Genomic DNA, 23876 nt, shown 5'->3' with positions numbered 1-23876 from the left:
CTACTTGACCGCCCGCTCGTACGCCTCCGCGAGTTCGATCTGGGTGCGGATGCGTTCGCCGAGTTCGGGGGTCCAGTCCGGTGGGGCGGCGACAGCGGCCCAGCCGTCGAGGACCAGGGAGCCGTAGCGGTGGCCGTGGCCGTCGCTGACGCCCTGGGCGTTGGTGAGGTCGGCGACCACCTGCCAGAAGGTGACGAAGGGCCACCAGCGCATCTGGGGTGAGACGTCGGCGCCGCGGGGTTCGGACAGCCAATCCGGTTGGGAGAAGATGAGATCCGAGGACCACCACACGATGGGGTCGGACGGATGCTGCAGGTAGGCGATGCGCGGCTTGCGCCATTCGGGCGAGGGTTTGTTCAAATCGGCGGCGGTGGCGGCGAATCGGACCACCAGGCCGTCGGCGTAGATCGGGTCGACCTCGCGGGTGCCGAGGTCGCGGCGTTGTACGAACTGGCGCCACAGGTGATTCGAGTCGGGTGGGCCCACCCAGAGCGCGCCGTCGACCTTGGAGCGCAGGTCGGCCAGTCCGTCGAAGGCGGATTCGGAGCCCTGCGAACCGAGGCTCTCGCCGTACACGAGCAGTTTGGGGCGGTGCTCGGCCGGGCGTTGCGACCAGGCCCGGTACACCGCGTCGAACATGGTGCGCCCGTTGGCCGCGACCTTCTCGCGGTCCGCCAGGAACGACAGCACGCTGGGCAGATACGAGTACTGGGAGGCCACGATCGCGGTGTCGCCGCCCCACAGGTATTCGAGTGCGGCGGCCGCCTCCCCGTTCACCCAGCCGGTCCCGGTGGTGGTGGCCAGCACCAGCACCTTGCGATCGAAGGCCCCCGTGCGCTCGAGTTCGGCGACGGCCATGTCCTCCTCGCGCATGTCCTGGGTCGCCGATTTCAGGCCCACGTACACCCGAATCGGTTCGCGCGCGGGCTTTCCGGTGACGGCACTGATCAACACCGGATCGGGTCCGTGCGAAACGAACCACCGCCCCTCCGACCCCAGCGTCTCCCACTTGGCCAGCGAGGCCGGGCTCCCGGAGCGTTCAGGCTTCACCGGTTGCACCGCGTAGTCGGTCATCTTGTCGTTGCGCACACTGAATGCCGAGTTGGCGACCGCGAAGAAGGCGCGGGTGGCGACGCCGTTGAACAGGGTCACGATGAGCACGGTGAGCAGCAGCGCACCGAGGGCGGGCGCGAACGCGGGCGGCACCTTCACCCAGCGGCTGAGCAACCGGGCCAGGAAACGCACGGCTTCCCGCAGCGTGCGGTAGCCGGCGACGACGAGTGCGCCGACCGCGAAACTCAGCCCGCCCGTTCGCAGATACGCGGCGCGGGTGGTGCCTTCCATGCCCATCAGGGTGGTGATCTCGCGCTGCCAGTCGGCCGACAGCACCAGCATGTAGGCGGCCACCGCCATACACGCCACGACGATGCCGACCTTCACCAGATAGCGCACCCATTCGGGCGGTGTCTCGAGCGGGATGCGCGGCCGGATCCAGCGCCGGAACGCCCATTGCAGGATGCAGCCGACGCCGTAGCCGATGGCGGCGTTGAGCCCGGAGATGAGTCCTTGGAACAGCCAGTCGCGTGGCACCAGTGAGGGTGTCACCGACCAGGCGAAGAAGATGGTCGCGACCACCAGCCCCGTGTGGTTGAGATCGATGATGTCCTCCACCCGCCGCGCGACCACCACTGCGCGCGTGCGCAGCCGGGTGAGAGCGTGGGCGGAGTCCAACACCCGTCAAGTATGGCCGCACCCGCCCGGATTCCGGGGAGCCCCGTATGTGAGAGACACCATCACACGGGCGTGTCGACCACGACTTCTACCGGGGTGCACTCGAGTAGATGTACTCGGTCGATTCGACGGCGAGCCGGCCAAACTCGGATTCATGAGCAACCCGAGCGCACAGACCAAGAGCACCACCGCGTTTCTGGCGCAGGCCGCGATCGCCTTCGGAATCAGCTTCTGCGCCTTGATCATCGGCATCGCCTACCTCCCCCTCGACATCTGGCAGCGCGGCTTCCTCCTGATGGCCATGCTGTTCCTGGTCAGCAGCAGCTTCACCCTCGCGAAAGTGATTCGCGACCAGCATGAATCGTCGAAGGTCCACCACCGCATCGACGAGGCCCGGATGGAAAAACTGATGGCCGAACACGACCCGTTCAAGATCAATTGAGCGGTAGGCTCGGCTGTCCCTCTTGATGGACAAGGGGCTTCTGTATGGGGAGATACACAGTATGAAGAAGTCGGTCCTCGGTCGCTCGAGCATCGGATTCGCTGCCATGGCAGCGGTGGGGGCGGCCGCGATCGCCACAGCCACGCCGGCATCCGCGGAGATCGTGAACACCTTGCAGCTGCAGGCCTCGCAGGCCTACTGCGTCGGCACCACGTACACGATCACGCTGTCCGCCGCGGATGCCACGGCCCTGATGGCCAAGGCAACGGACTACCCGGACATCACGTTCCAGTGGGCACCGTATCCGCAGGGAACCAACACCGAGATCGCGACGGTGCCGTACGTCGCGGGCCAAGGCATCACCGTGAAGTGGACGCCTACCTATGCGGGGCCCACCACCCTCGTGGCCTACGCCTGGGACCCGGTGCACCTCGGCAACGCCATCATCGATGACATGCATCCCAGGGTCGACGTCGTCGACAGCGCTCCCGCCGGAGCCAGTTGCACGCCGACCCCGGCGACCCCGCCGTCCACGGGCGGAACCGGTAGCGCGAGTTCGATTCCGGTGATCGGCCCGCTGCTGAGCAGCCTGTTCCACTAAGCACGCGGCGCGGCGGCAACTCGATCGAGCTGTCCCGCACGGGAAATGGCGAGAGCCCGCCGGATCGGACCGGCGGGCTCTCGTTCATGTTCACGGCCTCATGGCCGTTTCGGTTCAGCGCTCAGTGGTCGGAGTTGCCGAACAGGGCGGGGAGGGTGGCCTCGTGGGCGGCGCGCAGCTCGTCCAGGGTGGCCTTGAACAGGCCCTGCACCTCGACCGAGTCGGAGCCGTCGTCGACGACGCCGATGCGGACCCACGGCAGGCCGCGGGCGTCGCACATCTTGGTGAAGCGGGTCTCCTCCGAGCGGGGGACGGCGACAAGGACGCGACCGGCCGACTCGGAGAAGAGGGTGACGAACGGGTCGGCGCCCTCGGGAAGGATGATGCGGCAGGCGGTTTCGCCGGCCAGCGCGGCCTCCACGACGGTCTGGATCAGGCCGCCCTCGGAGATGTCGTGGGCGGCGGAGACCATGCCGTCGCGCGACCCCGACACCAGGATCTCGGAGATCAGCTGTTCGCGGGCGAAGTCGACCTTCGGGGGCAGGCCGCCGAGGTGGTCGTGCTCGACCTGCGCCCAGATGGAGCCGTCGAGTTCGTCGCGGGTCTCGCCGAGCAGGATGAGGGTTTCGCCCGGCTCGGTGCCCAGGCCGGTCGGGATGCGGCGGTGCACATCGTCGATGACGCCGAGCACGCCGACCACGGGGGTCGGCAGGATGGCGGTCTGGCCGGTCTGGTTGTAGAAGGACACGTTGCCGCCGGTGACCGGAATGCCCAGCGCCGCACAGCCGTCCGCGAGGCCGCGCACGGCCTGCTGGAACTGCCACATGACGCCCGGGTCCTCCGGCGAACCGAAGTTGAGGCAGTTGGTGACGGCCTTCGGGACGGCGCCGGTGACGGCGACATTGCGGAAGGCCTCGGCCAGCGCCAGCTGCGCGCCGGTGTACGGGTCCAGCTTGGTGTAGCGGCCGGAGGCGTCGGTGGCCAGGGCGATGCCGCGGCCGGACTCCTCGTCGATGCGGATCACACCGGCGTCGGCGTTCTCGGCGAGCACGGTGTTGCCGCGCACGTAGCGGTCGTACTGCTCGGTGATCCACTTGCGCGAGCACAGCTGCGGGCTGGCCAGCATCTTCATCAGGGTGGCGCGCAGTTCGTCGCCGGTCTGCGGGCGGTTCAGGCGGGTGGCCGAATCCGCGTTCAGCGCATCCTGATCCGCGGGCCGCTGCACCGGGCGCTCGTAGACGGGGCCCTGGTGGGCGACGGTGCGCGGCGGCACGTCGACGACGGTCTCGCCGTGCCAGGTGATGACCAGGCGGTCGCCGTCGGTGACCTCACCGATGACGTTGGCGTTGACGTCCCACTTCTTGCAGACGGCCATGAAGGCGTCCACGTTCTCGGGGGTGACGACCGCGCACATGCGCTCCTGCGATTCGCTCGACAGGATCTCGGCGGCGGTCATGCCGGCGGCGCGCAGCGGCACCTGGTCCAGGTCCACGAGCATGCCGCCGTCGCCGGCCGCGGCCAGTTCGGAGGTGGCGCAGGACAGTCCGGCGCCGCCAAGGTCCTGGATGCCGACCACGAGGCCGGCGTGGTAGAGCTCGAGACAGCACTCGATGAGCACCTTCTCGGCGAACGGGTCGCCGACCTGGACGCTCGGGAGCTTCTTACGGCCGGAACCGGATTCGTCGCCGGAGAAGCTGTCCGAGGCGAGCACGGACACGCCGCCGATGCCGTCGAGGCCGGTGCGCGCGCCGAACAGAATGATCTTGTTGCCCTGGCCGGAGGCGAAGGCCAGGTGCAGGTCCTCGACCCGCATGACGCCCGCGCACAGCGCGTTGACGAGCGGGTTGCCCTGGTAGGACGGGTCGAACACGGTCTCGCCGCCCACGTTCGGCAGGCCCAGCGAGTTGCCGTAGCCGCCGACGCCGCGCACCACGCCGTCGACGACGCGACGAGTGTCGGGGTGGTCGGCCGCACCGAAGCGCAGCTGGTCCATCACCGCGATCGGGCGCGCGCCCATGGCCATGATGTCGCGCACGATGCCGCCGACGCCGGTGGCCGCACCCTGGTAGGGCTCCACGTAGGAGGGGTGGTTGTGCGATTCGACCTTGAAGGTGACCGCCCAGCCGTCGCCGATGTCGACCACGCCCGCGTTCTCGCCGATGCCCGCGAGCATCGACTTCTTCATCTCGTCGGTGGTGGTCTCACCGAAGTAGCGCAGGTGCACCTTGGAGGACTTGTAGGAGCAGTGCTCCGACCACATCACCGAGTACATGGCGAGCTCGGCGTCGGTGGGACGGCGCCCGAGGATCTCCTTGATCCGGGCGTACTCGTCGTCCTTGAGGCCGAGTTCCTTGTAGGGCTGCGGGTGGTCCGAGGTGGCCGCGGCGTTGCTGACGGTATCGACGTGGCTGGTCACGGGAATACCAGAGTCCTTTCGGCCGGGCAGGTCGGAAGCGAATGCCCGCGTTGCTGGATGTCGGCGAGATACGAACCGAGTCTATTGCTTGGGTTTTCCGTGCTTTACGCCGCCCATCGCTGTGTCGGAGGCCACTGTGCGGCTTGGACCAATGCCCGAGCCGCCAAGGCTGACCCGTTACTCTGTGGCGGTGAACGATCGATCCGGGGTCGCGGATCCGACCGAACAGCCCGTGACCACGCCTGCAGGGCTGACGCGGCGGCAAGGGAAGCTGCTCCTCGTCGCGGTCGCACTGTTCGCGGTGTCCGCTCTCATCAGCTATCAGGCCAAGCTCTGGCATGGCTACATCGACCTGCAGGTGTATCGGAACGGTGCGCGGGCCTGGCTGGACGGCAAGGATCTGTACGGGCCGATGCCGCCGGTTTTCGGGCTCGGACTGCCGTTCACCTATCCCCCGCTGGCCGCGCTGTTCTTCGCGCCGCTGGCCCTGATGCCGCTGGCGATCGCGGAGTGGGCGGTGCTCGCGGTGTCGATCGCCTCGCTGGGCGTGACGATGTGGGTGGTGCTGGACCGGATCCGGCCGACCCTGGCCTGGCAGACCCGCCTGGCCATCGTGATCGGCGCGGTCGCCGTGCTGCAGCTGCTGGAACCGATCCGCCAGACCTACGGGTTCGGGCAGATCAACCTGGTGTTGATGGCCGCGGTCGCGCTGGACTGCCTGGCGCGCAAGACCTTCTGGCCGCGCGGCATGCTGATCGGTATCGCGGTGTCGGTGAAGCTGACGCCGGGCGGCTATCTCCTCTACTTCCTGCTGCGTAAGGACTGGAAGGGCGCGATCACCCTGGTGGTGTCCGCCATCGGTGCGGTCGCGGTGGGTTTCGTCCTGTTCCCGCACGATTCGCCGGAGTACTGGTTCCACACGCTGGCCGACACCGGCCGCATCGGCCCGCCCTGGTACGCGGGTAATCAGTCGATCAAGGGTTTCGTGTTCCGGCTCGGCTATTCGACGTCGGTGTCCACGCTGCTGTGGCTGGTGTTGTCGGTGGCCGCGGTGGCGCTGGCCGCACTGTGGATGAAGCGACTGCTGGACTCGGGCGCGAATGTGGCCGCGCTGATGGTGAACGCGGCCGCGGTGCTGCTGGTTTCGCCGGTCTCCTGGTCGCATCACTGGGTGTGGATCGCGCCCGCGCTGCTGGTGGCCGCCGACGCGATCGCCCGCGGCCGCCGCAATCCGTGGTTCCTGGGCGCGGCGGGCACGGCCGTGGTCATGTTCGCCATCGGGCCGATGTGGCTGCTCCCGCACGATCATGATCGCGAACTCACCTGGAACTGGTGGCAGCAGCTGGTCGGCAACAGCTACGTGCTGTTCACGCTGGCCGTCTTCGTGGTGGCGGCGCTGACCTACCACCCGAAGCCCGCCTCGGCGGAAGCCGAACTGTCCAAGGCTTAGTCACGCACCCACAACCACCGATACGGAAAAGGGCCGCCCGCACAGCTTGTGCGGGCGGCCCTTTCGTCGTCGAGGCGTCGGATCAGCGCACGGGTTCCGGCGTCAGGAACGCGGCGAGCGCTGCGGCGTAAGCGGCGACGTCGGCCGCGCCCATCATTTCCCGCGCCGAGTGCATGGCCAGCTGGGCCGCGCCGACGTCCGCGGTGGGCATGCCGGTGCGGGCCGCGGTCATCGGCCCGATGGTGGAGCCGCACGGCAGGTCGGCGCGGTGCACGTAGCGCTGCAACGGCACGCCGGCCTGTGCGCAGGCGAGGGCGAAGGCGCCCGCGCCGGTGGCGTCGGTGGCGTAGCGCAGGTTCTGGTTGACCTTGAGCACCGGGCCGCCGTTCACTTCGATGCGATGGGCGGGCTCGTGCCGGTCCGGGTAGTTGGGGTGGGTCGCGTGCGCCATGTCGCCGGAGGCGCACACCGAACCGGCCAGGGCCGCCAGGTATTCGGCGCGCCCGCCGCCGCGGGTGAGCACGATGCGTTCCAGCACGGTGGGCAGCAGGTCGGATTGGGCGCCGCGGTCGGATTGGCTGCCGACCTCCTCGTGGTCGAACATGGCCAGCACCGGGACGGCCGCGCCGGGTGCGGCGATGGCGGCGAGGAAGGCGCGCAGCCCGGCGTAGCAGGTGCCCTGGTTGTCGAGCCGGGGCGCGCTCACCAGGTCCCGGTCGCGTCCGATCAGGGTGGACGGCACCAGGTCGTGGGTCATGAGTTCCCAGCCGAGCACGGTGTCGGCCGCGATGCCGGAGCGTTCGGCGAGGAACGCCAGGAACGAGCGCGGTTCGCCGCCGATCCCCCACACCGCGTTCACGTGCCGCTGCGGATCGAGTTGCACGCCGCGCCGGTCCTCGGAGAGGTGGATGGCCAGTTGCGGCACCCGCAGGATCGGTTCGTCGATGCGAATCAGCTGCTCCCGCACCGTGTTTCCGTCGCGGATCGACAGTCGTCCGGAGATGCCGAGGTCGCGGTCGAGCCAGGAGTTGAGCCAGGCGCCGCCGTAGGGTTCGAGCCCGACCATCTGCCAGCCCGCGACGGCGCTGTCGGGGTGTTGTTTGACGCGCAGGTTGGGGCTGTCGGTGTGGGCGCCGATCACGCGGAAGGGTGTGGCCTGTCCGGCGTGGAAGCCGGTGGGCGCGCCGGTCCCGCTGTCGGCCCAGGCGACCAGCGAGCCGCCGCGCACCACGTAGTAGCGGCCCGCGCTGCCGGCGGGCCAGGGCGCCGATTCGGCGAGCCGGGTGAAGCCGTGATCGTCGAGTTCCGCTGCGACAGTGCGGCAGACGTGGAACGGCGACGGGGAGGCATCGATGAATTCACACAGGCCGGCGGCGGTCGCGGTGGTCTCGGCTACAGGCATGCCCCGATACTAGGCATGCCGGCAGCGGCCTACCCCGGGAGCGGGGCTTCCGCGACGCGGCCGAGCAGCCGGACCAGCTCGAGATAGTCGTCGCTGCCGAGGCTGCGGCGCATCTCGGCTTCGGCCCGGGCTTCCTCGGCGCGGACCTCGGCGACGAGTTCCTCGCCGCGTCGGCTCAATCCGATGAGGATGCGGCGGCGGTCGTCGGCGGCGGCGACCCGGAAGATGAGTCCGCGCTCGGCGAGGTGGTCGGCGTGCCGGGTGGCCGAGGAGGGCGGTAGCTGCGCCCGCGTGGCCAGCTCACTCATGGTGATGCCGACCTCGGCGGATAGATTTGTGAGCATGCACCATTGATCGGCGGTGAGCCGCCGCGCACACAGCGCGGCGTCCAGGTGACGAAGCCAACTCCGCTCGGCAGCTCGGAGGGCTCCATGCAAGGTGGAAAATCCACCTAGAATTGTCGCCATATTTCCCGCCCGTCAGAAAACCGCTTGAACGAGGGGAAGGGTAACCGATGTCCCCGTTCGACGGGAATCCCGAGAACATCTTCGAGATCATCAACATAGTTCCGCAGCAGGGTCCCGGCGGTATCTTCGGGCCTTCCTGCGAGGCGGCCATTTCACTGGCGTTGGAAGAAATCAACTCCGGTACCGGAATTCTGGGAAGAGAATTGCGGGTCACCCACATTGACGGCGGCCGGGAACCGGCGGTGGTCGCGGCGGAGGTGGCGGCGCTGCTGGCCACCGGCATGGTGCACGCGGTCACCGGGTGGCACACCTCGGCAGTGCGGCGCGCGGTGGAGCAGGTCACGGCCGGTCGGGTCCCGTATCTGTTCGCCACCGATCACGAGGGCCTGACGGCGCGTTCGGCCCCGGCCGGGCTGTTCATGATCGGCGCGGATCCCAAGCATCAGATCCTGCCCGCCCTGGACTGGCTGCGGCGTTCCTTCGACGCCCGGCGCTGGGCGATCATCGGCAACGACTACGTGTGGCCGCGGCGGACCGCGCAGGCTGTGCGGGCCGAACTGGCGGATCCGTCGCTGATTCCGCTGGAGGTGTTCGTGCCCATGGACACTCGAGATTTCCGGGGTTTCCTCGACGATCCGCGGCTGGATCTGGCCGACGGCGTGATCGTGCTGCTGGTCGGCGCGGACGTGGCCCGTTTCAATGTGCAGTTCACCCGTGCCGGGCGTTCGGCGCAGCAGGTCCGGGTGAGCCCGGCGGTGGACGAGAACGTGCTGTTGGCGGCGGGCGGGGGCGCGAATCACAATCTGTTCGTGCCGTCCGGGTTCTTCGTGAACGGGCCGCGCGATCGGGAGCGGCTGGAGCGCTATCACCGACTACACGGGGGCTTCGCGCCCTCACTCACGAATTTCAGCAATACCAGTTACGAGGCCATCCACACCTTGCGCGGCATGGCGGAGCTGGCCGGATCCTTGGAGGTGGGGCGGATTCAGGCCGCGATCGCGGACTGTCCGGTCATCGAAACCCCATGGGGCGAGCTCGGTTTCGAGGGCCGACAAGCGATCCGCCCGACCTGGCTGGCCAGGGCGGGCGGCATCGACTTCGAGATCCTGGACGGGATCTGATCTATTCGTTTGTGCGGCTGATTACGCGCTGACCAGGCTGTCCAGCACGGACAGGAACAGGCCGAGGCCGTCGTCGCTGGGGCCGGTGAGCGGCTCGGTGGCGTGCTCGGGGTGCGGCATCAGGCCGACGATGCGGCGGTTCGCCGAGGTGATTCCGGCGATGTCGCGCTGCGACCCGTTGGGGTTGCCGCCCGCGTAGCGGAAGACCACGCGGCCCTCGCCCTCGAGCTCGTCGAGCACCTCGGCGGACGCCTGGAAGCGGCCTTCGGCGTTCTTGACGGGGATGAGGATCTGGGCGCCGGTCTCGTAACGGCTGGTCCAGGCGGTGTCGGTCTGCTCGACGGTCAGCCACTGGTCGCGGCAGACGAAGTGCAGGCCCTCGTTGCGGGTCAGCGCGCCCGGCAGCAGGCCCGCCTCGCACAGGATCTGGAAACCGTTGCAGATGCCCAGGATCGGCATGCCCTGCTCGGCGGACTTGATGACCTCACCCATGACGGGAGCCATGGAGGCGATGGCGCCGGCGCGCAGGTAGTCGCCGTAGGAGAAGCCGCCGGGGACGACGACCGCGTCGACCTGCTTGAGGTCGGCATCGGCGTGCCACAGCGAAACGGGCTCGGATCCGGCCAGTTTCACCGCCCGGGCGGCGTCGACGTCGTCGAGCGTGCCGGGGAAGGTGATGACACCGATGCGGGCGCTCACAGCCGGACGACCTTCCAGTCCTCGATCACGACGTTGGCCAGCAGCGATTCGGCGATCTGCTCGAGGTCGGCGTCGCTGACATTGTCGTCGACGTCCAGTTCGAATCGCTTGCCCTGCCGCACATCCGAGATCCCGGGGTGTCCGAGACGCCCCAGCGCTCCGACAATGGCCTGTCCCTGCGGATCCAGGATTTCGACCTTCGGCATCACCTCGACCACGACACGTGCCACGCGTTGCTCCTCAGCTGGTGGGGCGGCGCTCGGACATCGGTGCTGACCGAGCGGGGGTATCGCTGATCAGCGTAGTTGGCGGGGGTGGCGGGGGCCGCGCCGGGTCGTGCCGGTCGTGGCCTGCGCCACAGTCGCCCGGAGCGATCGGACCGGCCTGTGACACTTCGTGCCATCGTGGGCCGGGCGCTACCGTTGTTCCATGCGCATAGCCCATTTCGGACATTCCTGCATTCTGGTGGAACTGAACGGCGCGAAGATCCTATTCGATCCGGGCAATTTCTCGCACGGATTCGAGGGCATCACCGGATTGGACGCGATCGCGGTGACGCATCAGCACCCCGATCACATCGACTCCAACCGGATCGGGGCGCTGATCGAGGCGAATCCGCAGGCCCGGCTGCTGTCGGACCCGCAGACCGCGCTGCAGCGGGGTGAGCCCTGGGAGGCGGTGTCCGCCGGAAATGTACTGAAAGTCGGTGACGTCCAAATAACCGGTGGCGGCGGCCGGCACGCGGTCATCCATCCCGAGATCCCGGTAATAGACAACACTGTCTTCCAACTCGGCAGCCCGGAAGAACCGGCCCAGTTCGTCCATCCCGGTGATTCGCTGTGGGTTCCGCCGACACCGGTCGGCGTTCTCGCCATTCCCGCGGTCGCACCGTGGATGCGCATCAGTGAGGCCATCGATTACCTGCGGGCGGTAAATCCCCGTACCGCCTTCCCCATCCACTTCGGGATCATCGAGCCGGCGGCGCAGGGCATCTATTTCGGTCGGCTGAACGAAATGGGTCCGGCCAATACCGAATTCCGGATCGTGGAACCCGAGGATCACGCGGAATTCTGATTCCGCGCCGCCGGGCAGGAGCGGCCACCGCCCGGCGGCGCGAGCTGTGGAAACTACTGTGGCGGAGGTTGATTCGTGGTGAGGAACATGACCGCGGTGCTGCCGTGCTGCATGCTGGCTCCCTCGCGTCGACGAACCTTCCCTTCCATGACCGAAATGACTGGTTCAGTCTTCACCGGTTCCGGCCCGCGCACGGCAGAACGCGAAAAAAACACCTCCGACCTGCCCTAACGGTAAGACGCCAGGAACAGCGCCTCGGCCAGAGCCATGTTCTCGATCTCCGTCGGATCGACGCTCTCGTTGGGCGCGTGGATCAGGCACTTGGGCTCCTCGACCCCCATGAGCATGATCTCCGCCCCCGGATAGGTGTCGGCGAAGACATTGCACAGCGGAATCGAGCCGCCCTGCCCCTCGGTGGTCGCGGGCCGCCCGTACGCGGCCTCCAGCGCCGCGGACATGGCCTGCCGCGCCGGGCCGTCGGTGCTGCCCACGAACGGCGAGCCGGTGGCCTCGGTCTCCACGGTGACCTTCGCGTGCCACGGCGCGTGCGACTTCAGGTGGGCGGTGAGCGCTTTCAGCGCCTCGTCCGGCTTGGTGCCCGGCGGGATCCGCAGGTTCAGTCGCGCCCGCGTCTTGGGCTGGATGGCCGCCGAGGAACCGACCACGGCCGGCACGTCCATGCCGAGCACGGTCAGAGCCGGTCGCGCCCACAGCATGTCGGCCACCTTGCCACCGCCCACCAGGTCGACGCCGTCGAGAACGCCCGCGTCTGAGCGGAATTGGTCCACCGGGTACTCGTGACCGTCCCACACCTGATCGTTGCGCAGGCCGTCGACGGTGGTGTTGCCGTCCGCGTCGCGCAGCGTGCCCAGCAGGTGGATCATGGCGGCGAGCGCGTCGGGGGCCGCGCCGCCGAACATGCCGGAATGCATGGGGCCGGACAGGGTTTCGACGGTGACGAGCACGTTCACGTTGCCGCGCAGGGTCTGGGTGAAGGTGGGGACGCCGACCGCGAAATTGCCGCAGTCGGCGATCAGCAGGGTGTCGGCGCGCAGCAGCTCGACATTGCCGGGCACGAATTCCTCCAGGCCGCCGGTGCCCTGCTCCTCGGAGCCCTCCGAGACCAGCACGAGCCCGACCGGGAAGTCGTCGCCGTACACCTTGCGCAGCGCCCGCAGCGCGGTCAGGTGCATGACGATATTGCCCTTGCAGTCGGCCGCGCCGCGGCCGTACCAGCGGCCGTTCTTCTCGCTCAGCTGCCAGACCGGGGTCTGCCAGGCTGCGTCGTCGAGCGGCGGCTGCACGTCGTAGTGGCAGTACAACATGATGGTGGGCGCGCCGGCGGGGGTCTTGCTGCGGGCCACCACGGCATTGCTGCCGTCCGGGGTCTTGTGCAGGCCCACGTCGGTGAGACCTTCGGCCCGGAAAGCATCGGCCACCCACTGCGCGGTCTTCTCGCATTCCTCGATCGGGAACTGCCGAGCGTCGTACACCGACTTGAACGAGACCAGCTGGGCGAGATCGCTTTTCGCCCGCGGCATCAGTTCCTTCACGGCCGCGCGTAAAGCGGCGGTGGTCGAATCGTCCTTGGTTTCAACGGCACTGGTCATGGGCGTCCTCCCGGGGTCAGTTGTGGTCGTCGGGGTCGACCGTGTCACCAGTCTTCAGGTCGCCGACGTTCTTCAGGTAGGAAGCGAGCTCATCGGGGCAATAGGTGGCGATGGCGAGCGCGTCCGCTCGGGAGCGCCTTCGAAGCCGCCCGGTTCCTCGGTCATGCCAGCGCCTCCTGCGGAACGTCGGTCTTCCAGCCGGGCTTGCGGAATCGCAGGAACAGGTACGGGACGAGCAGGCCGACCACGCCCATTCCACCGCCGATGAGCAGCACATAGCTCAGCGCGTTGCCGCTGCCGTACTGCGACGGCGGGACGAACCCGATCAGGAACGCGGCGATGGAGGCCGCGGTGCCCAGGCCGCACAGCGCGGTCAGCGCGGGGGCCTGGTAGCCGCGCGGATGGTCGGGCTGGTTGCGGCGCAGGCGAATCGCGGCCACGAACATGAGCACGTACATGATCAGGTACACCTGGGTGGTGATCACCGACAGGATCCAGTAGGCGCTCGAGACGTCGGGGATGAACGCGTACAGCAGTGCCAGCAGGGTGGTCACGATGCCCTGGGCGACCAGCATGTTCTGTTGCACGCCATGCTTGTTCACCCGGGTCAGGATGGGCGGCAGATAGCCTTCCTTGCGCCCGATCAGCAGCAGGCCCTTGGACGGCCCGGCCAGCCAGGTCAGCATGCCGCCCAACGCCGCGGCCACCAGCATGATGCCCAGGATCGGGGTCAGGAAGCCGATATCGAAGTGGTTGAAGAATCCGTCGAAGGCCTGCATGACGCCGGCGGTGAGGCTCAAGTTCTTCGACGGCACCACCCAGCTGATCACCACGGCGGGCACGATGAAGATGGTCAGCACCAGCCCGACGGCCATGGCCATCGCCTTCGGATACTCCTTGCCCGGATCCTGCAGCGAGGACACGTGCACGGCGTTCATCTCCATGCCCGCGTAGGACAGGAAGTTGTTGACGATCAACACCAGGCTGGCCAGACCGGTCCAGGCCGGGAGCAGATGCTGGGAGTCCATCGGCGCGGCGGAGGCATTACCTTGCCCGAGGAACACGAACCCGAGCACCACCAGCAGTGCGCCCGGAATCATGTGCCGATGATCAGGCCCATGCTCGACAGTCCCGCAACGGTTTTGGTGCCCTGCGAGGACACGAACACCGCGACCCAGTAGATGGTGATGATGAGCCGTAGCCCCCTTGGTCACCGTGCCGGTCATCACTGGTCCTTTCCAGCCACTCCACCGAACCCGTACCCCACCGCAATGCTGAATAGTAACCTTTCAGCAACTATCTCTCGATTACGAAACGGTAGCTTGCAGAACCAGTTTCGATGAGTGCAGCTGGCTACCATCGATGCGGCAAACCCTGGCGTGCCCGAGATCGGAGCCCACATGACCGGCATTCTGGAACCCGACGACGTCTTCGCGATGCCCGGCATAAAACGCGCCGCGCCGCAACGGGGCTTCCCCGAACACGAGATCTTCCCGCAGGTCGCCTACCAGATCGTGCACGACGAACTGCTGCTCGACGGCGTCTCCCGGATGAACCTGGCCACCTTCTGCACCACCTGGGTCGACGACCAGGCCCGGCGGCTGATGAACGAATGCCTCGACAAGAACATCGTCGACAAGGACGAATACCCGCAGACCGCCGAACTCGAGCAGCGCTGCGTGCACATGCTCGCCGACCTGTGGAACTCCCCCGATCCGATGACCACCCTCGGCACCTCCACCACCGGTTCCAGCGAGGCGGCCATGCTGGGCGGGCTGGCCGCGAAGTTCCGCTGGCGCAAGCGCGGCGGCACCGGCATCCCCAATTTCGTGTGCGGGCCGGTGCAGGTCTGCTGGGAGAAGTTCGCCCGCTACTTCGACGTGGAGATCCGCCAGATCCCGCTGCGCGGCGACCGCTACACCATGCACCCCGACGACATCGCCGCCCACTGCGACGAGAACACCATCATGGTGGTGCCGACTTTCGGCCAGACCTTCACCGGCCTGTTCGAGGACGTCGAGGGCATCAGCAAGGCGCTCGACGAACTCCAGGAGAAGACGGGGCTCGACATTCCCATCCACGTCGACGCCGCCAGCGGTGGTTTTCTCGCCCCCTTCTGCGCGCCCGATATCCGCTGGGACTTCCGGCTGCCCCGGGTGAAATCCATCAACGCCTCCGGCCACAAGACCGGGCTCGCCCCGCTGGGCGCGGGCTGGGCCATCTGGCGTACCGCCGAGGACCTGCCCGAGGAACTCATCTTCAACGTCGACTACCTCGGCGGCAACATGCCCACCTTCAACCTGAACTTCTCCCGGCCCGGCGGGCAGGCCGTCACCCAGTACTACGACTTCATCCGGCTCGGGCGGGTCGGGTATCGCAATGTGCAGAACGCCATCTACACCGCCGGACAGCATCTGGCCAAGGGGCTCACCGAGTCCGGGCCGTTCGAGCTCATCCACGATTCCGATCCGAAGCACGGCATCACCGCCGTCTCCTGGAAGGTATACGGCAAGTCCAAGCTCAACCTGTACGACCTGTCCGACCGGCTGCGCACCCGGGGCTGGCTGATCGCGGCCTATCCGCTGCCCGCCGACCGCGAGGACGTGACCATCATGCGGGCCGTGCTGCGGCACGGCTTCACCCACGACATGGCCGACCTGCTGCTCGCCGACCTGAACCGCAGCATGAAGGTGCTCGACAAGCACCCGCTGAAGACCTCGCTGACCCGTGAGGACGCGGGCGGGTTCACCCACAACGCGAGTGCGATGGTGCCGACCGCCGAGCTCCAGGCAAAGGTGAAAGCCCAGCTCGACGGGCGCGGGAAGGCCAAGGGCAAGAAGGCCGGAACCGCCAAGTCCAAGGCAGGCAAGAAGGCACGGTAGCCGAGAGTTCGGCCGCCACCACGACTTCCACCGCCACAGACGACGAAGCGGCGGCGGGAATCTCCCGCCGCCGCTTCGTTTCTGCGTCTAGTTGCCCGCCGCGCCCGCGGTGTCGAGCACCCAGGCGAATTCGAAGGCGACTTCCTTCCACTTCTCGTAGCGGCCGCTCACGCCGCCGTGACCGGCGCTCATCTCGGTCTTCAGCAGCAGCTGCGCGTCACCGGTCTTGGTGGCGCGCAGTTTGGCCACCCACTTGGCGGGCTCGACGTAGAGCACGCGGGTGTCGTTGAGGCCGGTGATGGCCAGCATCGCCGGATAGTCCTGGGCCGTGACGTTCTCGTACGGCGAGTAGGACTTCATGTAGTCGTAGACTTCCTTGTCCTCCAACGGGTTTCCCCACTCGTCCCACTCGGTGACGGTGAGCGGCAGGGACGGGTCCAGGATGGAGGTCAGCGGGTCCACGAAGGGGACATTGGACAGGATGCCCGCGAACAGCTCCGGCGCCATGTTCGCGACCGCGCCCATGAGCAGGCCGCCCGCGCTGCCGCCGTCGGCCACCATGCGGTCCGGCGCGGTCACCCCGCTGTCCACCAGATGCCGTGCGACCGAGACGAAGTCGGTGAAAGTGTTCTTCTTGGTGAGCGTCTTGCCGTGCTCGTACCAGAGCCGGCCCATCTCGCCGCCGCCGCGCACATGCGCCACCGCGAACACCATGCCGCGATCCAACAGCGACAGCCGCGCCACCGAGAAGTACGGGTCGATGGCGGCCTCGTAGGAGCCGTAACCGTAGAGCAGCAACGGCTTCGGCTCGGCCACCGCGTCCCGGCGCATCACCAGCGAGATCGGCACCCGGGTGCCGTCCGCGGCCACCGCCCAGTCCCGTTGCTGCACATACTCGCCGGCGTCGTAGCCGCCCAGCACCACCTGCTCCTTGCGCAGCAGCAGTTCACCGGTCTCGGGCACGTAGTCGAAGACCTGGGTGGGGGTGATGAAGGAGGTGAGCCCGATGCGCAGCATGGGCTGCTCCCACTCCGGGTTCGCGCTCAGCCCGGCCGAGAACAGCGCCAGGTCGAACTCGATGTCCTTCAGCTCGCCGTAGCCATCGGCGGTCAACGGCCACACCGCGACGCGCGGCAGCGCCTCGCGCCGGTAGCTGAGCACCAGCTTGTCGGCGAACGCGTCGATGTCCTCGAGCCGCACGTCGTCGCGGTGCGGGATCAGGATCTTCATCGCGGCCGGATCGGCCAGCGGGGCCTCGGCCAGCACGAAGTTGACCGCCTTCACGCCGTCCACCACGTCGTTGTGCAGGATGAGCAGCTTGTCCTCGCCGCCGATGACGGCATGCTCGGCCGAGTACTCGACGCCCTCACGACGCGGCATGAGCACCCGGAACTCGCCCTCGGGGTTGTTCGCCTCCAGGATCCAGTTCTCACTGGTGATCTTGGAGCCGGTCATGATGACCAGGAACTGCTCCGAACGGGTCGCGCCGATGCTGACCCAGAAGCTCTCGTCCGGCTCGTGGAAGACCCGGACGTCCGCGGTTTGCTCCGAACCCAGCTTGTGCCGCCACACGCTGTCGGGCCGCCACGAGTCGTCGAGGGTCTGATAGAAGAGGTGGGTGCCGTCCAGCGACCAGGTCGCGCCCGGCGCGATGTTCGGGATCTCGTCGGACAGCAGCTCACCGGTGCGCAGATTCTTGATCCGCAGTGTGTACCGCTCGTCGCCCCGGATGTCGGCCGAGTAGGCGAGCATGTCGCCGGCGTGGCTCAGCGAGTACGCGCCGAGCGCGAAGAAGTCGTGGCCCTCGGCCAGCTCGTTGGAGTCGAGGACGATCTCCTCCCCCGGGATCTCGACGTCGGCCTCCAGCTTGGGCGGAGTCCAGTCGTCGGGGTCGGCGATCGGGCAGCGGCAGTGCACGCCGTGCTGCTTGCCCTCGAAGGTGCGCGAGTAGTACCAGTAGTCGCCCATCCGGGTCGGCAGCGACAGGTCGGTCTCCTGGGTCCGGCCCTTGATCTCCTCGAAGATCTTCTCCCGGAGCGGGCCCAGCTTCGCGGTCTGCGCCTCGGTGTAGGCGTTCTCCGCCTCCAGATAGGCGATGACCTCGGGATTCTCCTTGTCCCGGAGCCACTCGTACTCTTCGATGAAGACATCACCGTGGTGCACGCGCTCCGTCGGCACCCGCTTGGCGATCGGCGCCACCACCGCGCCGCTGACTGACGTCGTGCTACCACTGTCCAAAGCCATGGCACCAACTTAGTGGTGCACCCTGAGCGTGGGGGTCAACGGGCGCGGCGCTGCCGCGGCAGGGCGGTCATCCGCTGCTCATAGAGGAAGAAGACGGCGGCCTTCCGGCGCGCGCACTGATCGGTCGGGCAGCTGCGGTGGATCAGCAGAATGCTGTGGGCCAGATCCGCCGTGAAGCGCTCGGGAACCATCGCGCAGCTGTCGGAGACCGGGGCGGCGCGTTGCGGGGACCATGGCGTGCGCACCACGTACCTCCTTCCGCTCACAGAAGATGGAATATCCGATCCGAAGCCCTCACAAACACTGGCATGATGGGTGCGATCTACATCACCGACCGGTACCGGCTGGTCTGCGCGCAGGGGAGGCCGACAGTGGAAGCGAAGAACCGTGTAATCGAAGCCGACGCGGTATGGCGACGGGGCGACGACCGCGAGGACGGCGTCGAAATCGCCTTTCTGGCCAGCGGCAACATCGCACTGCGGGATTCCCGCACTCCGGACGGCCCGGTCCTGATCTTCACCCCCGGCGAGTGGGAGGCCTTCGTCGCCGGCGCCAAGGACGGCGAATTCAACCGTCCCGGAGTCTGATTCAGGCCCCTATCGCCCCGCCGATGGTGGGCCAGGACGAATGCAACGTGTCCTGCCAGTACGACCACGAATGCGTGCCCACCGGCGAATGCTCCACTCGCGCCGGAATATTGAGCGACCGCAGCCGCTGCTCGAACGTGGTGACGCAGGCGTCCACCCCGAATTCGATGGGACCGCCGAAGAAGATGTTCTCCGGCAGCTGCGGCTTGATCTCCAGCTCGTGCGGACCGGGCAGGCCGGTGCCGGTGGACAGGAACAGGGTCTTGCCGCGCAATGCCTCGGTCAGTACCGCCGGATTGTGTTCCGTCCACGCCGGACCGCCCGGCGCGCCCCACATGTTCAGCGGATTGCCACCACGATTCGCGACCGAGAACATCATCGCGCCCTCGGCGATGGTGGTGTCCGGGCAGGCGCTGTAACCCGCCACCGCCCGGTACATCTCCGGATGCCGCACCGCCAGCACGAACGCCGCGATGCCGCCCATCGACAGACCGCCGATGGCATTCACGCCGTTACCGGAGAAATAGTCGTCGATGATGGGCGGAAGTTCCTGCGTCAGAAAGGTTTCCCACTTGTAGCGGCCGAAGCGCGGATCGTCGGACACCCAGTCGGTGTAGTAGCTGGCCTGGCCACCCATGGGCAGCACCACGTTCACGTTCTTGCCCTGGAAGAAGGGTTCCGCGTCGGTGGCATTGGTCCAGGTGCTCTGGACCGCGCCCGGGTCGAGGCCGTCGAGCAGGTAGTAGGTGGGGCGGTCGCCGCCGCCGGCGGGATGCAGCACCTGCACCTGGATGGTGCGGCCCATGGCGGCGGAGTCGATGAACAGGGCCGAGCGGGTGGCGCTCAGTTCGTCGACCCGGACCACCTGGGCCGCGCCGGCGATCGCAGGTGGCGCGGCCACCGGATACAGCAAACCTGCAGCAATCGCCAGAACAGCAGCGGCAACAGCTCTCTTGCGCATGTCCCGACCTCCATCAGCCCACCACAATCACGTTCCAACGTAACTCGAGCGACTCGCAGGATGTCGAGGAACGCAGTTTTGGCGTGTCCTTGGCAAACCAGACGGTTCAAATATGCTAATGCACTTCCGCTATGAAACGGCGCCGATTCGAGTTAGCGCACCCTTGATAGATCCCGCCAGATAATCCAGGTCGGCCCGCGCCGGAGTGGTCGGCCGCGCCCGCAACCCGAAACCGTCCCCCGGAGTGCGCGGGATCACGTGCAAATGCACATGGAACACCTCCTGCCCCGCCGTCACCCCGTCGGCCAGGAAGAAATTCACCCCGTCACACCCCACCTCCGAGGCCCGCAGCCCCGCCGCGATCCGCTGCCCCACCTGAAAGAGCTTGCCGCCCATCGCCGGATCCAGCTCCGCCAGACTCCGCGCCGGAACCTTCGGAATCACCAGCACATGCCCGGGCGTCACCGGCCGAATATCCATGAACGCCAAGACATCCTCGTCCTCGTACACCTTCGAGGACGGGGCCCGGCCGGCAACGATGTCGGAGAAGATCGTGTAAGGATTCATGCCCGCAGCCTAGAACGCCCCGGACCGCCATCTGCCCCCGATCACCACAGCGCGCGGGCGAGCACCCCTGCCAACCCACTCCAAAACCCAATCGCCCCCGGCTCCGTTCAGGAGCCGGGGGCGAGAGTCGAGAGTCGTTGTATCCCTAGAGAATCGGGGACGGGGTGTAGCGGGCGGCCTCCGGGTCGGCATCCACCAGCTTCTGCACCTGGGCGATCACCTCGGCGGTCTGCGCCTCGGCCGCGCCGATGAACGCGGACCGATCGGCCAGCGCCGCGTCCAGGGCGGCCCGGTCCAGCGGCATCCGGTCGTCGCCGGCCAGCCGGTCCAGCAGATCGGGCTCGCGGCCCTGCTCCCGCATGGCCAGCGCCACCGCCACCGCGTGCTCCTTGATGACCTCGTGCGCGGTTTCGCGGCCCACGCCCGCGCGCACCGCCGCCATCAGGATGCGGGTGGTGGCCAGGAACGGCAGGTAGCGGTTCAGCTCGCGGTCGACCACGGCCGGGTACGCGCCGAACTCGGCCAGCACGGTCAGGAAGGTCTCCATCATGCCGTCGATGGCGAAGAAGGCGTCCGGCAGCGCGACGCGGCGCACCACCGAGCAGAACACGTCGCCCTCGTTCCACTGCGCGCCCGCCAGCTCGGCCGCCATCGAGCCGTAGCCGCGCAGCACCACCTGCAGGCCGTTGACGCGCTCACACGAACGGGTGTTCATCTTGTGCGGCATCGCCGAGGAGCCCACCTGGCCGGGCTGGAAGCCCTCGGTGACCAGCTCGTGGCCCGCCATCAGGCGAATGGTGTGCGCGAACGAGGACGGGCCCGCACCGACCTGCACCAGCGCCGAGATCACGTCGTGGTCCAGCGAGCGCGGGTAGATCTGGCCGACGCTGGTGAACACGTTCGCGAAGCCCAGGTGCCGGGACACCTTCTGCTCCAGCTCCGCCAGCTTGGCCGCGTCGCCGCCGAGCAGGTCCAGCATGTCCTGGGCGGTACCCATCGGGCCCTTGATGCCGCGCAGCGGATAACGGTCGATGAGCTCCCGCAGCCGGGTCAGCGCGATGAGCAATTCGTCTGCGGCGGAAGCGAACCGCTTGCCGAGGGTGGTGGCCTGCGCCGCCACGTTGTGCGAGCGTCCCGCCATCACCAGCGTCTGATACTGCGCCGCGCGCTCCGCGAGCCGCGCCGCGATGGCCACGCCGTGGCCGTACACGTGCTGCAGCGAGAGACGGATCTGCAGCTGCTCCACGTTCTCGGTGAGATCCCGGGAGGTCATGCCCTTGTGCACGTGCTCGTGTCCGGCGAGCGCGTTGAACTCCTCGATCCGGGCCTTCACGTCGTGCCGCGTGACCCGCTCGCGCTCGGCGATGGACTTCAGATCGACCTGATCGATGACCCGCTCGTAGTCTTCGACCACACCGGCCGGAACATCGATCCCGAGTTCGGCCTGAGCGCGCAGCACCTCCAGCCACAGCCGCCGCTCGAGCACAATTTTGTTCTCGGGCGACCACAGGTGAACCAGCTCGGGGCTGGCGTAACGGGTGGCGAGGACGTTCGGCACAAGACTCACGTCTTCGCAGTTTACTGTGCTTGTTTGCCTGCGCTTCGCTCCGGCGGGGTTCGCAGCGCTGGAGGTCTCGTTCTTCCCTCCCTCCGCTCCTCCGCTACGCTCCCCCGCTCCACTCGGTCCAGAACGAGACGCGCCGCGAACCTTCGAGCTGTCTCGGAGTTCGGGGGTTCAGGGGGCTGGTTGTGCCAGGGCTCGGCGGGCTATGTCGGTGGGGCGACGATGTCGATGATTTCCAGGAGCGCGCCCCGCGCCATGCGGCGGGGTTGCGGGTCGAATTCACCGAGCGCGGTCACCACCGCCCCATCGACCACCGCCACCAGACGGCGGGTCTGTTCGGCGCGCACGACGCGGTCGGAGCGGCGCAGCACGTCGGCGAGCAGTTCGTCCAGCTGGGCGCGTAGTCGCAGCTGGACCTCTCGTAGTTCCGGGTGGCGGGCGGAGGCGACCGTCCGCTCGTAGCGGGCGATCAGCTGACCGCGCGCGTCCTCGTCCTGAATCTCCGGGCCCACCAACAGATCCAGCACCAGTTCGACGGTGGCTTCCGCGGCGCGGCGGCGGTGGGTCACCTCGCCGACGCGGCGGCGCATGGCCTCGAGTTCGGCGGTGCCGGAGAATTCGACCGCGCGCGCGATCAGATCCTCCAACGATTCGAAGTAGTAGGTGGTCGACGCGAGCGGCAGATCCGCCCGGGTCGCCACCGAGCGGTGACGCACCGCCTCGAAGCCGCCTTCGAGCAGTAGCTCGGCGGCGGCACAAACCAGTGCATGGCGACGCCGTTCGCCTTTCGGAGTCGTCGCAGTGGTCACGATGCAATCGTGCCAGTCATCAGCGGCGCTGTGTTCATTTTGCCCACCGCGCTCAATCTCCTTGGCAGATCAGGCCAAATACCGTTCCAACCGGTCCAGTGCCGCTTCGATGTCGGCGGCGGCTCCGGCGAACGAGAAGCGAACGGTGTGATGACCGTGCCGGGTGTCGAAGTCGATGCCGGGGGCCAGCGCCACACCGGTGGCGTCGAGCACCTCGGTGCACCAGCGCATCGAATCATCGGTCAGGTGAGCGATATCCGCGTAGACGTAGAACGCGCCGTCGGCGGGGGCGAGGTCGGTGATGCCGAGCTTCGTCAGGCCGGACAGCAGCAGCTGGCGGTTTGCCGCATAGCGTTCCACATGACCGTCCAGTTCGGCTTTGGCTTCCGGACCGAACGCGTGCACGGCCGCGAACTGGGAAATAGCCGGCGGGCACACCGTCATGTTCGACGCCAGCCGCTGCAAGGCCGGGCGCAGCGCTTCCGGCACCAGCATCCAGCCCAGCCGCCAGCCGGTCATGGAGAAGTACTTCGACACCGAGCCGATGACGACCGAGTTCCGGGAGGTCTCCCACGCGGACGAGGTCGGTTCCGTGTCGTCGTAGACGATGCCGTGATAGATCTCGTCGGAGATCAGCAGCGTCCCGTGCTCGTCGCACCAGCGGGCCAGCGCCGCCAGCTCCTCCGGCGCGATCATCGTCCCGGTCGGGTTGGCCGGGCTGGCCACGATCAAGCCCGCGGGCGGCTCCGGCAGCGCCTCCAGCATGGCCACGGTCGGCTGGAACCGGGTCTCGGGCCCGCAGTCCAGCTCCACCACGTCGCAGCCCAGCGCGGTCAGCGTGTTCCGGTAGGCCGGATACCCCGGCCGCGCCACCACGACGGTGTCGCCGGGATCGAACGCGGCCAGGAACAGCAGCGTGAACGCGCCGGACGACCCGGTGGTGACCACGACATCGTCGGCCTCCACCTGCACCCCGTAGGTGTCACGATGGTGCCCGGCGATGGCCTCCCGCAACGCCAGAATCCCGAATGTCTCGGTATAACCCAGCAATTCGGAATCCATGGCCGCCCTGGTGGCCCGCAAAACCGCCTCCGGAGCGGGCGTGGAAGGCTGCCCCGCGGCCAGCACCAGCACATCGCCGTGGGTCCGGGCCCGTTCAGCAGCTGCTTTCCAGACGTCCATCACGTAAAAAGGTGGAATGGTCGACCGGCGAGATTCGATACGCACCCGACAGACGGTAGAGCACCCG

At 67.7% G+C, this 23876-nt stretch carries 22 protein-coding genes; 7 read left to right on the top strand and 15 right to left on the bottom strand.

Annotated elements, in window-relative coordinates; genetic code table 11:
• A complete protein-coding gene (locus ACYVKL_RS23665; protein WP_379168110.1) occupies nt 1–1734 on the bottom strand; it encodes an alpha/beta hydrolase in 1734 nt (577 codons plus the stop codon).
• A gap of 151 nt (nt 1735–1885) precedes the next feature.
• Here ACYVKL_RS23665 and ACYVKL_RS23660 point away from each other — a divergent pair, with 151 nt between their 5' ends.
• Together ACYVKL_RS23660 and ACYVKL_RS23655 are read left to right on the top strand one after the other, a co-directional pair.
• Entirely contained in the window at nt 1886–2173 is a 288-nt protein-coding gene (locus ACYVKL_RS23660; RefSeq protein ID WP_213558233.1) for a YiaA/YiaB family inner membrane protein, read from the top strand.
• A 61-nt stretch (nt 2174–2234) separates the two neighbouring features.
• A complete protein-coding gene (locus ACYVKL_RS23655) occupies nt 2235–2774 on the top strand; it encodes a hypothetical protein (RefSeq protein WP_379168108.1) in 540 nt (179 codons plus the stop codon).
• Nucleotides 2775–2895: 121 nt separating this feature from the next.
• On the opposite strand, the gene purL is transcribed toward ACYVKL_RS23655, so the two are convergent.
• The gene (purL, locus tag ACYVKL_RS23650; RefSeq protein WP_357198460.1) at nt 2896–5190 is read right to left on the bottom strand and encodes a phosphoribosylformylglycinamidine synthase subunit PurL; all 2295 of its coding nucleotides are present in this window, start codon (nt 5188–5190) and stop codon (nt 2896–2898) included.
• 190 nt (nt 5191–5380) lie between these two features.
• Here purL and ACYVKL_RS23645 point away from each other — a divergent pair, with 190 nt between their 5' ends.
• Entirely contained in the window at nt 5381–6640 is a 1260-nt protein-coding gene (locus ACYVKL_RS23645; RefSeq protein WP_379168106.1) for a glycosyltransferase 87 family protein, read from the top strand.
• An 82-nt stretch (nt 6641–6722) separates the two neighbouring features.
• Here the strand turns inward: ACYVKL_RS23645 and ACYVKL_RS23640 are convergent, their stop codons facing one another.
• Entirely contained in the window at nt 6723–8042 is a 1320-nt protein-coding gene (locus tag ACYVKL_RS23640; protein WP_379168104.1) for a M18 family aminopeptidase, read from the bottom strand.
• Nucleotides 8043–8071: 29 nt separating this feature from the next.
• Nucleotides 8072–8509 carry a MarR family winged helix-turn-helix transcriptional regulator gene (locus ACYVKL_RS23635; protein WP_379168102.1) on the bottom strand — a complete coding sequence of 146 codons (438 nt, stop codon included), beginning with the start codon at nt 8507–8509 and terminating at the stop codon, nt 8072–8074.
• Nucleotides 8510–8556: 47 nt separating this feature from the next.
• On the opposite strand from ACYVKL_RS23635, the gene ACYVKL_RS23630 reads away from it, so the two are divergent.
• Nucleotides 8557–9630: a substrate-binding domain-containing protein gene (locus ACYVKL_RS23630; RefSeq protein ID WP_379168100.1), complete on the top strand. Its 1074-nt coding sequence runs from the start codon at nt 8557–8559 to the stop codon at nt 9628–9630.
• Between the two features lie 21 nt (nt 9631–9651).
• On the opposite strand, the gene purQ is transcribed toward ACYVKL_RS23630, so the two are convergent.
• Nucleotides 9652–10329 carry a phosphoribosylformylglycinamidine synthase subunit PurQ gene (gene purQ, locus ACYVKL_RS23625; protein ID WP_379168098.1) on the bottom strand — a complete coding sequence of 226 codons (678 nt, stop codon included), beginning with the start codon at nt 10327–10329 and terminating at the stop codon, nt 9652–9654.
• A complete protein-coding gene (purS, locus tag ACYVKL_RS23620) occupies nt 10326–10559 on the bottom strand; it encodes a phosphoribosylformylglycinamidine synthase subunit PurS (protein WP_379168096.1) in 234 nt (77 codons plus the stop codon). The genes purQ and purS overlap by 4 nt, the downstream gene beginning before the upstream one ends.
• Before the next feature lie 199 nt (nt 10560–10758).
• Here purS and ACYVKL_RS23615 point away from each other — a divergent pair, with 199 nt between their 5' ends.
• Nucleotides 10759–11403, top strand: coding sequence for an MBL fold metallo-hydrolase (locus ACYVKL_RS23615; protein ID WP_379168095.1), 645 nt, complete (start codon nt 10759–10761; stop codon nt 11401–11403).
• Nucleotides 11404–11630: 227 nt separating this feature from the next.
• Here ACYVKL_RS23615 and ACYVKL_RS23610 read toward each other — a convergent pair whose 3' ends face one another.
• The gene (locus tag ACYVKL_RS23610; RefSeq protein ID WP_379168093.1) at nt 11631–13013 is read right to left on the bottom strand and encodes a dipeptidase; all 1383 of its coding nucleotides are present in this window, start codon (nt 13011–13013) and stop codon (nt 11631–11633) included.
• Nucleotides 13014–13174: 161 nt separating this feature from the next.
• Entirely contained in the window at nt 13175–14239 is a 1065-nt protein-coding gene (locus tag ACYVKL_RS23605) for an APC family permease (protein ID WP_379168091.1), read from the bottom strand.
• A gap of 174 nt (nt 14240–14413) precedes the next feature.
• Here ACYVKL_RS23605 and ACYVKL_RS23600 point away from each other — a divergent pair, with 174 nt between their 5' ends.
• The gene (locus tag ACYVKL_RS23600; RefSeq protein ID WP_379168089.1) at nt 14414–15895 is read left to right on the top strand and encodes a glutamate decarboxylase; all 1482 of its coding nucleotides are present in this window, start codon (nt 14414–14416) and stop codon (nt 15893–15895) included.
• Nucleotides 15896–15982: 87 nt separating this feature from the next.
• Here the strand turns inward: ACYVKL_RS23600 and ACYVKL_RS23595 are convergent, their stop codons facing one another.
• Complete coding sequence (locus tag ACYVKL_RS23595) at nt 15983–18139, bottom strand: S9 family peptidase (RefSeq protein WP_379168087.1); 2157 nt, start codon at nt 18137–18139, stop codon at nt 15983–15985.
• A 35-nt stretch (nt 18140–18174) separates the two neighbouring features.
• The gene (locus ACYVKL_RS23590; RefSeq protein ID WP_379168086.1) at nt 18175–18384 is read right to left on the bottom strand and encodes a hypothetical protein; all 210 of its coding nucleotides are present in this window, start codon (nt 18382–18384) and stop codon (nt 18175–18177) included.
• A 66-nt stretch (nt 18385–18450) separates the two neighbouring features.
• Here ACYVKL_RS23590 and ACYVKL_RS23585 point away from each other — a divergent pair, with 66 nt between their 5' ends.
• On the top strand, nt 18451–18726 hold the full coding sequence (locus tag ACYVKL_RS23585) for a DUF397 domain-containing protein (protein WP_460772832.1): 276 nt from the start codon (nt 18451–18453) through the stop codon (nt 18724–18726).
• A gap of 1 nt (nt 18727) precedes the next feature.
• On the opposite strand, the gene ACYVKL_RS23580 is transcribed toward ACYVKL_RS23585, so the two are convergent.
• The 5 genes from ACYVKL_RS23580 to ACYVKL_RS23560 form a co-directional block, all read right to left on the bottom strand.
• The gene (locus ACYVKL_RS23580) at nt 18728–19687 is read right to left on the bottom strand and encodes an alpha/beta hydrolase (protein WP_379168082.1); all 960 of its coding nucleotides are present in this window, start codon (nt 19685–19687) and stop codon (nt 18728–18730) included.
• 129 nt (nt 19688–19816) lie between these two features.
• Nucleotides 19817–20254, bottom strand: coding sequence for an HIT family protein (locus ACYVKL_RS23575; protein WP_379168080.1), 438 nt, complete (start codon nt 20252–20254; stop codon nt 19817–19819).
• Between the two features lie 145 nt (nt 20255–20399).
• On the bottom strand, nt 20400–21821 hold the full coding sequence (purB, locus tag ACYVKL_RS23570) for an adenylosuccinate lyase (RefSeq protein ID WP_213558251.1): 1422 nt from the start codon (nt 21819–21821) through the stop codon (nt 20400–20402).
• A 200-nt stretch (nt 21822–22021) separates the two neighbouring features.
• Nucleotides 22022–22627 carry a TetR/AcrR family transcriptional regulator gene (locus ACYVKL_RS23565; RefSeq protein ID WP_213558252.1) on the bottom strand — a complete coding sequence of 202 codons (606 nt, stop codon included), beginning with the start codon at nt 22625–22627 and terminating at the stop codon, nt 22022–22024.
• 69 nt (nt 22628–22696) lie between these two features.
• Nucleotides 22697–23854 (bottom strand): pyridoxal phosphate-dependent aminotransferase, encoded by a 1158-nt coding sequence (locus ACYVKL_RS23560; protein ID WP_379168078.1) that lies wholly within the window; start codon nt 23852–23854, stop codon nt 22697–22699.
• Between the last annotated feature and the right edge of the window lie 22 nt (nt 23855–23876).

The organism is Nocardia tengchongensis (assembly GCF_054781395.1).
The sequence above is the reverse complement of the archived record's forward strand: the minus strand, read 5'-3'. Positions and strand labels throughout refer to the sequence as shown.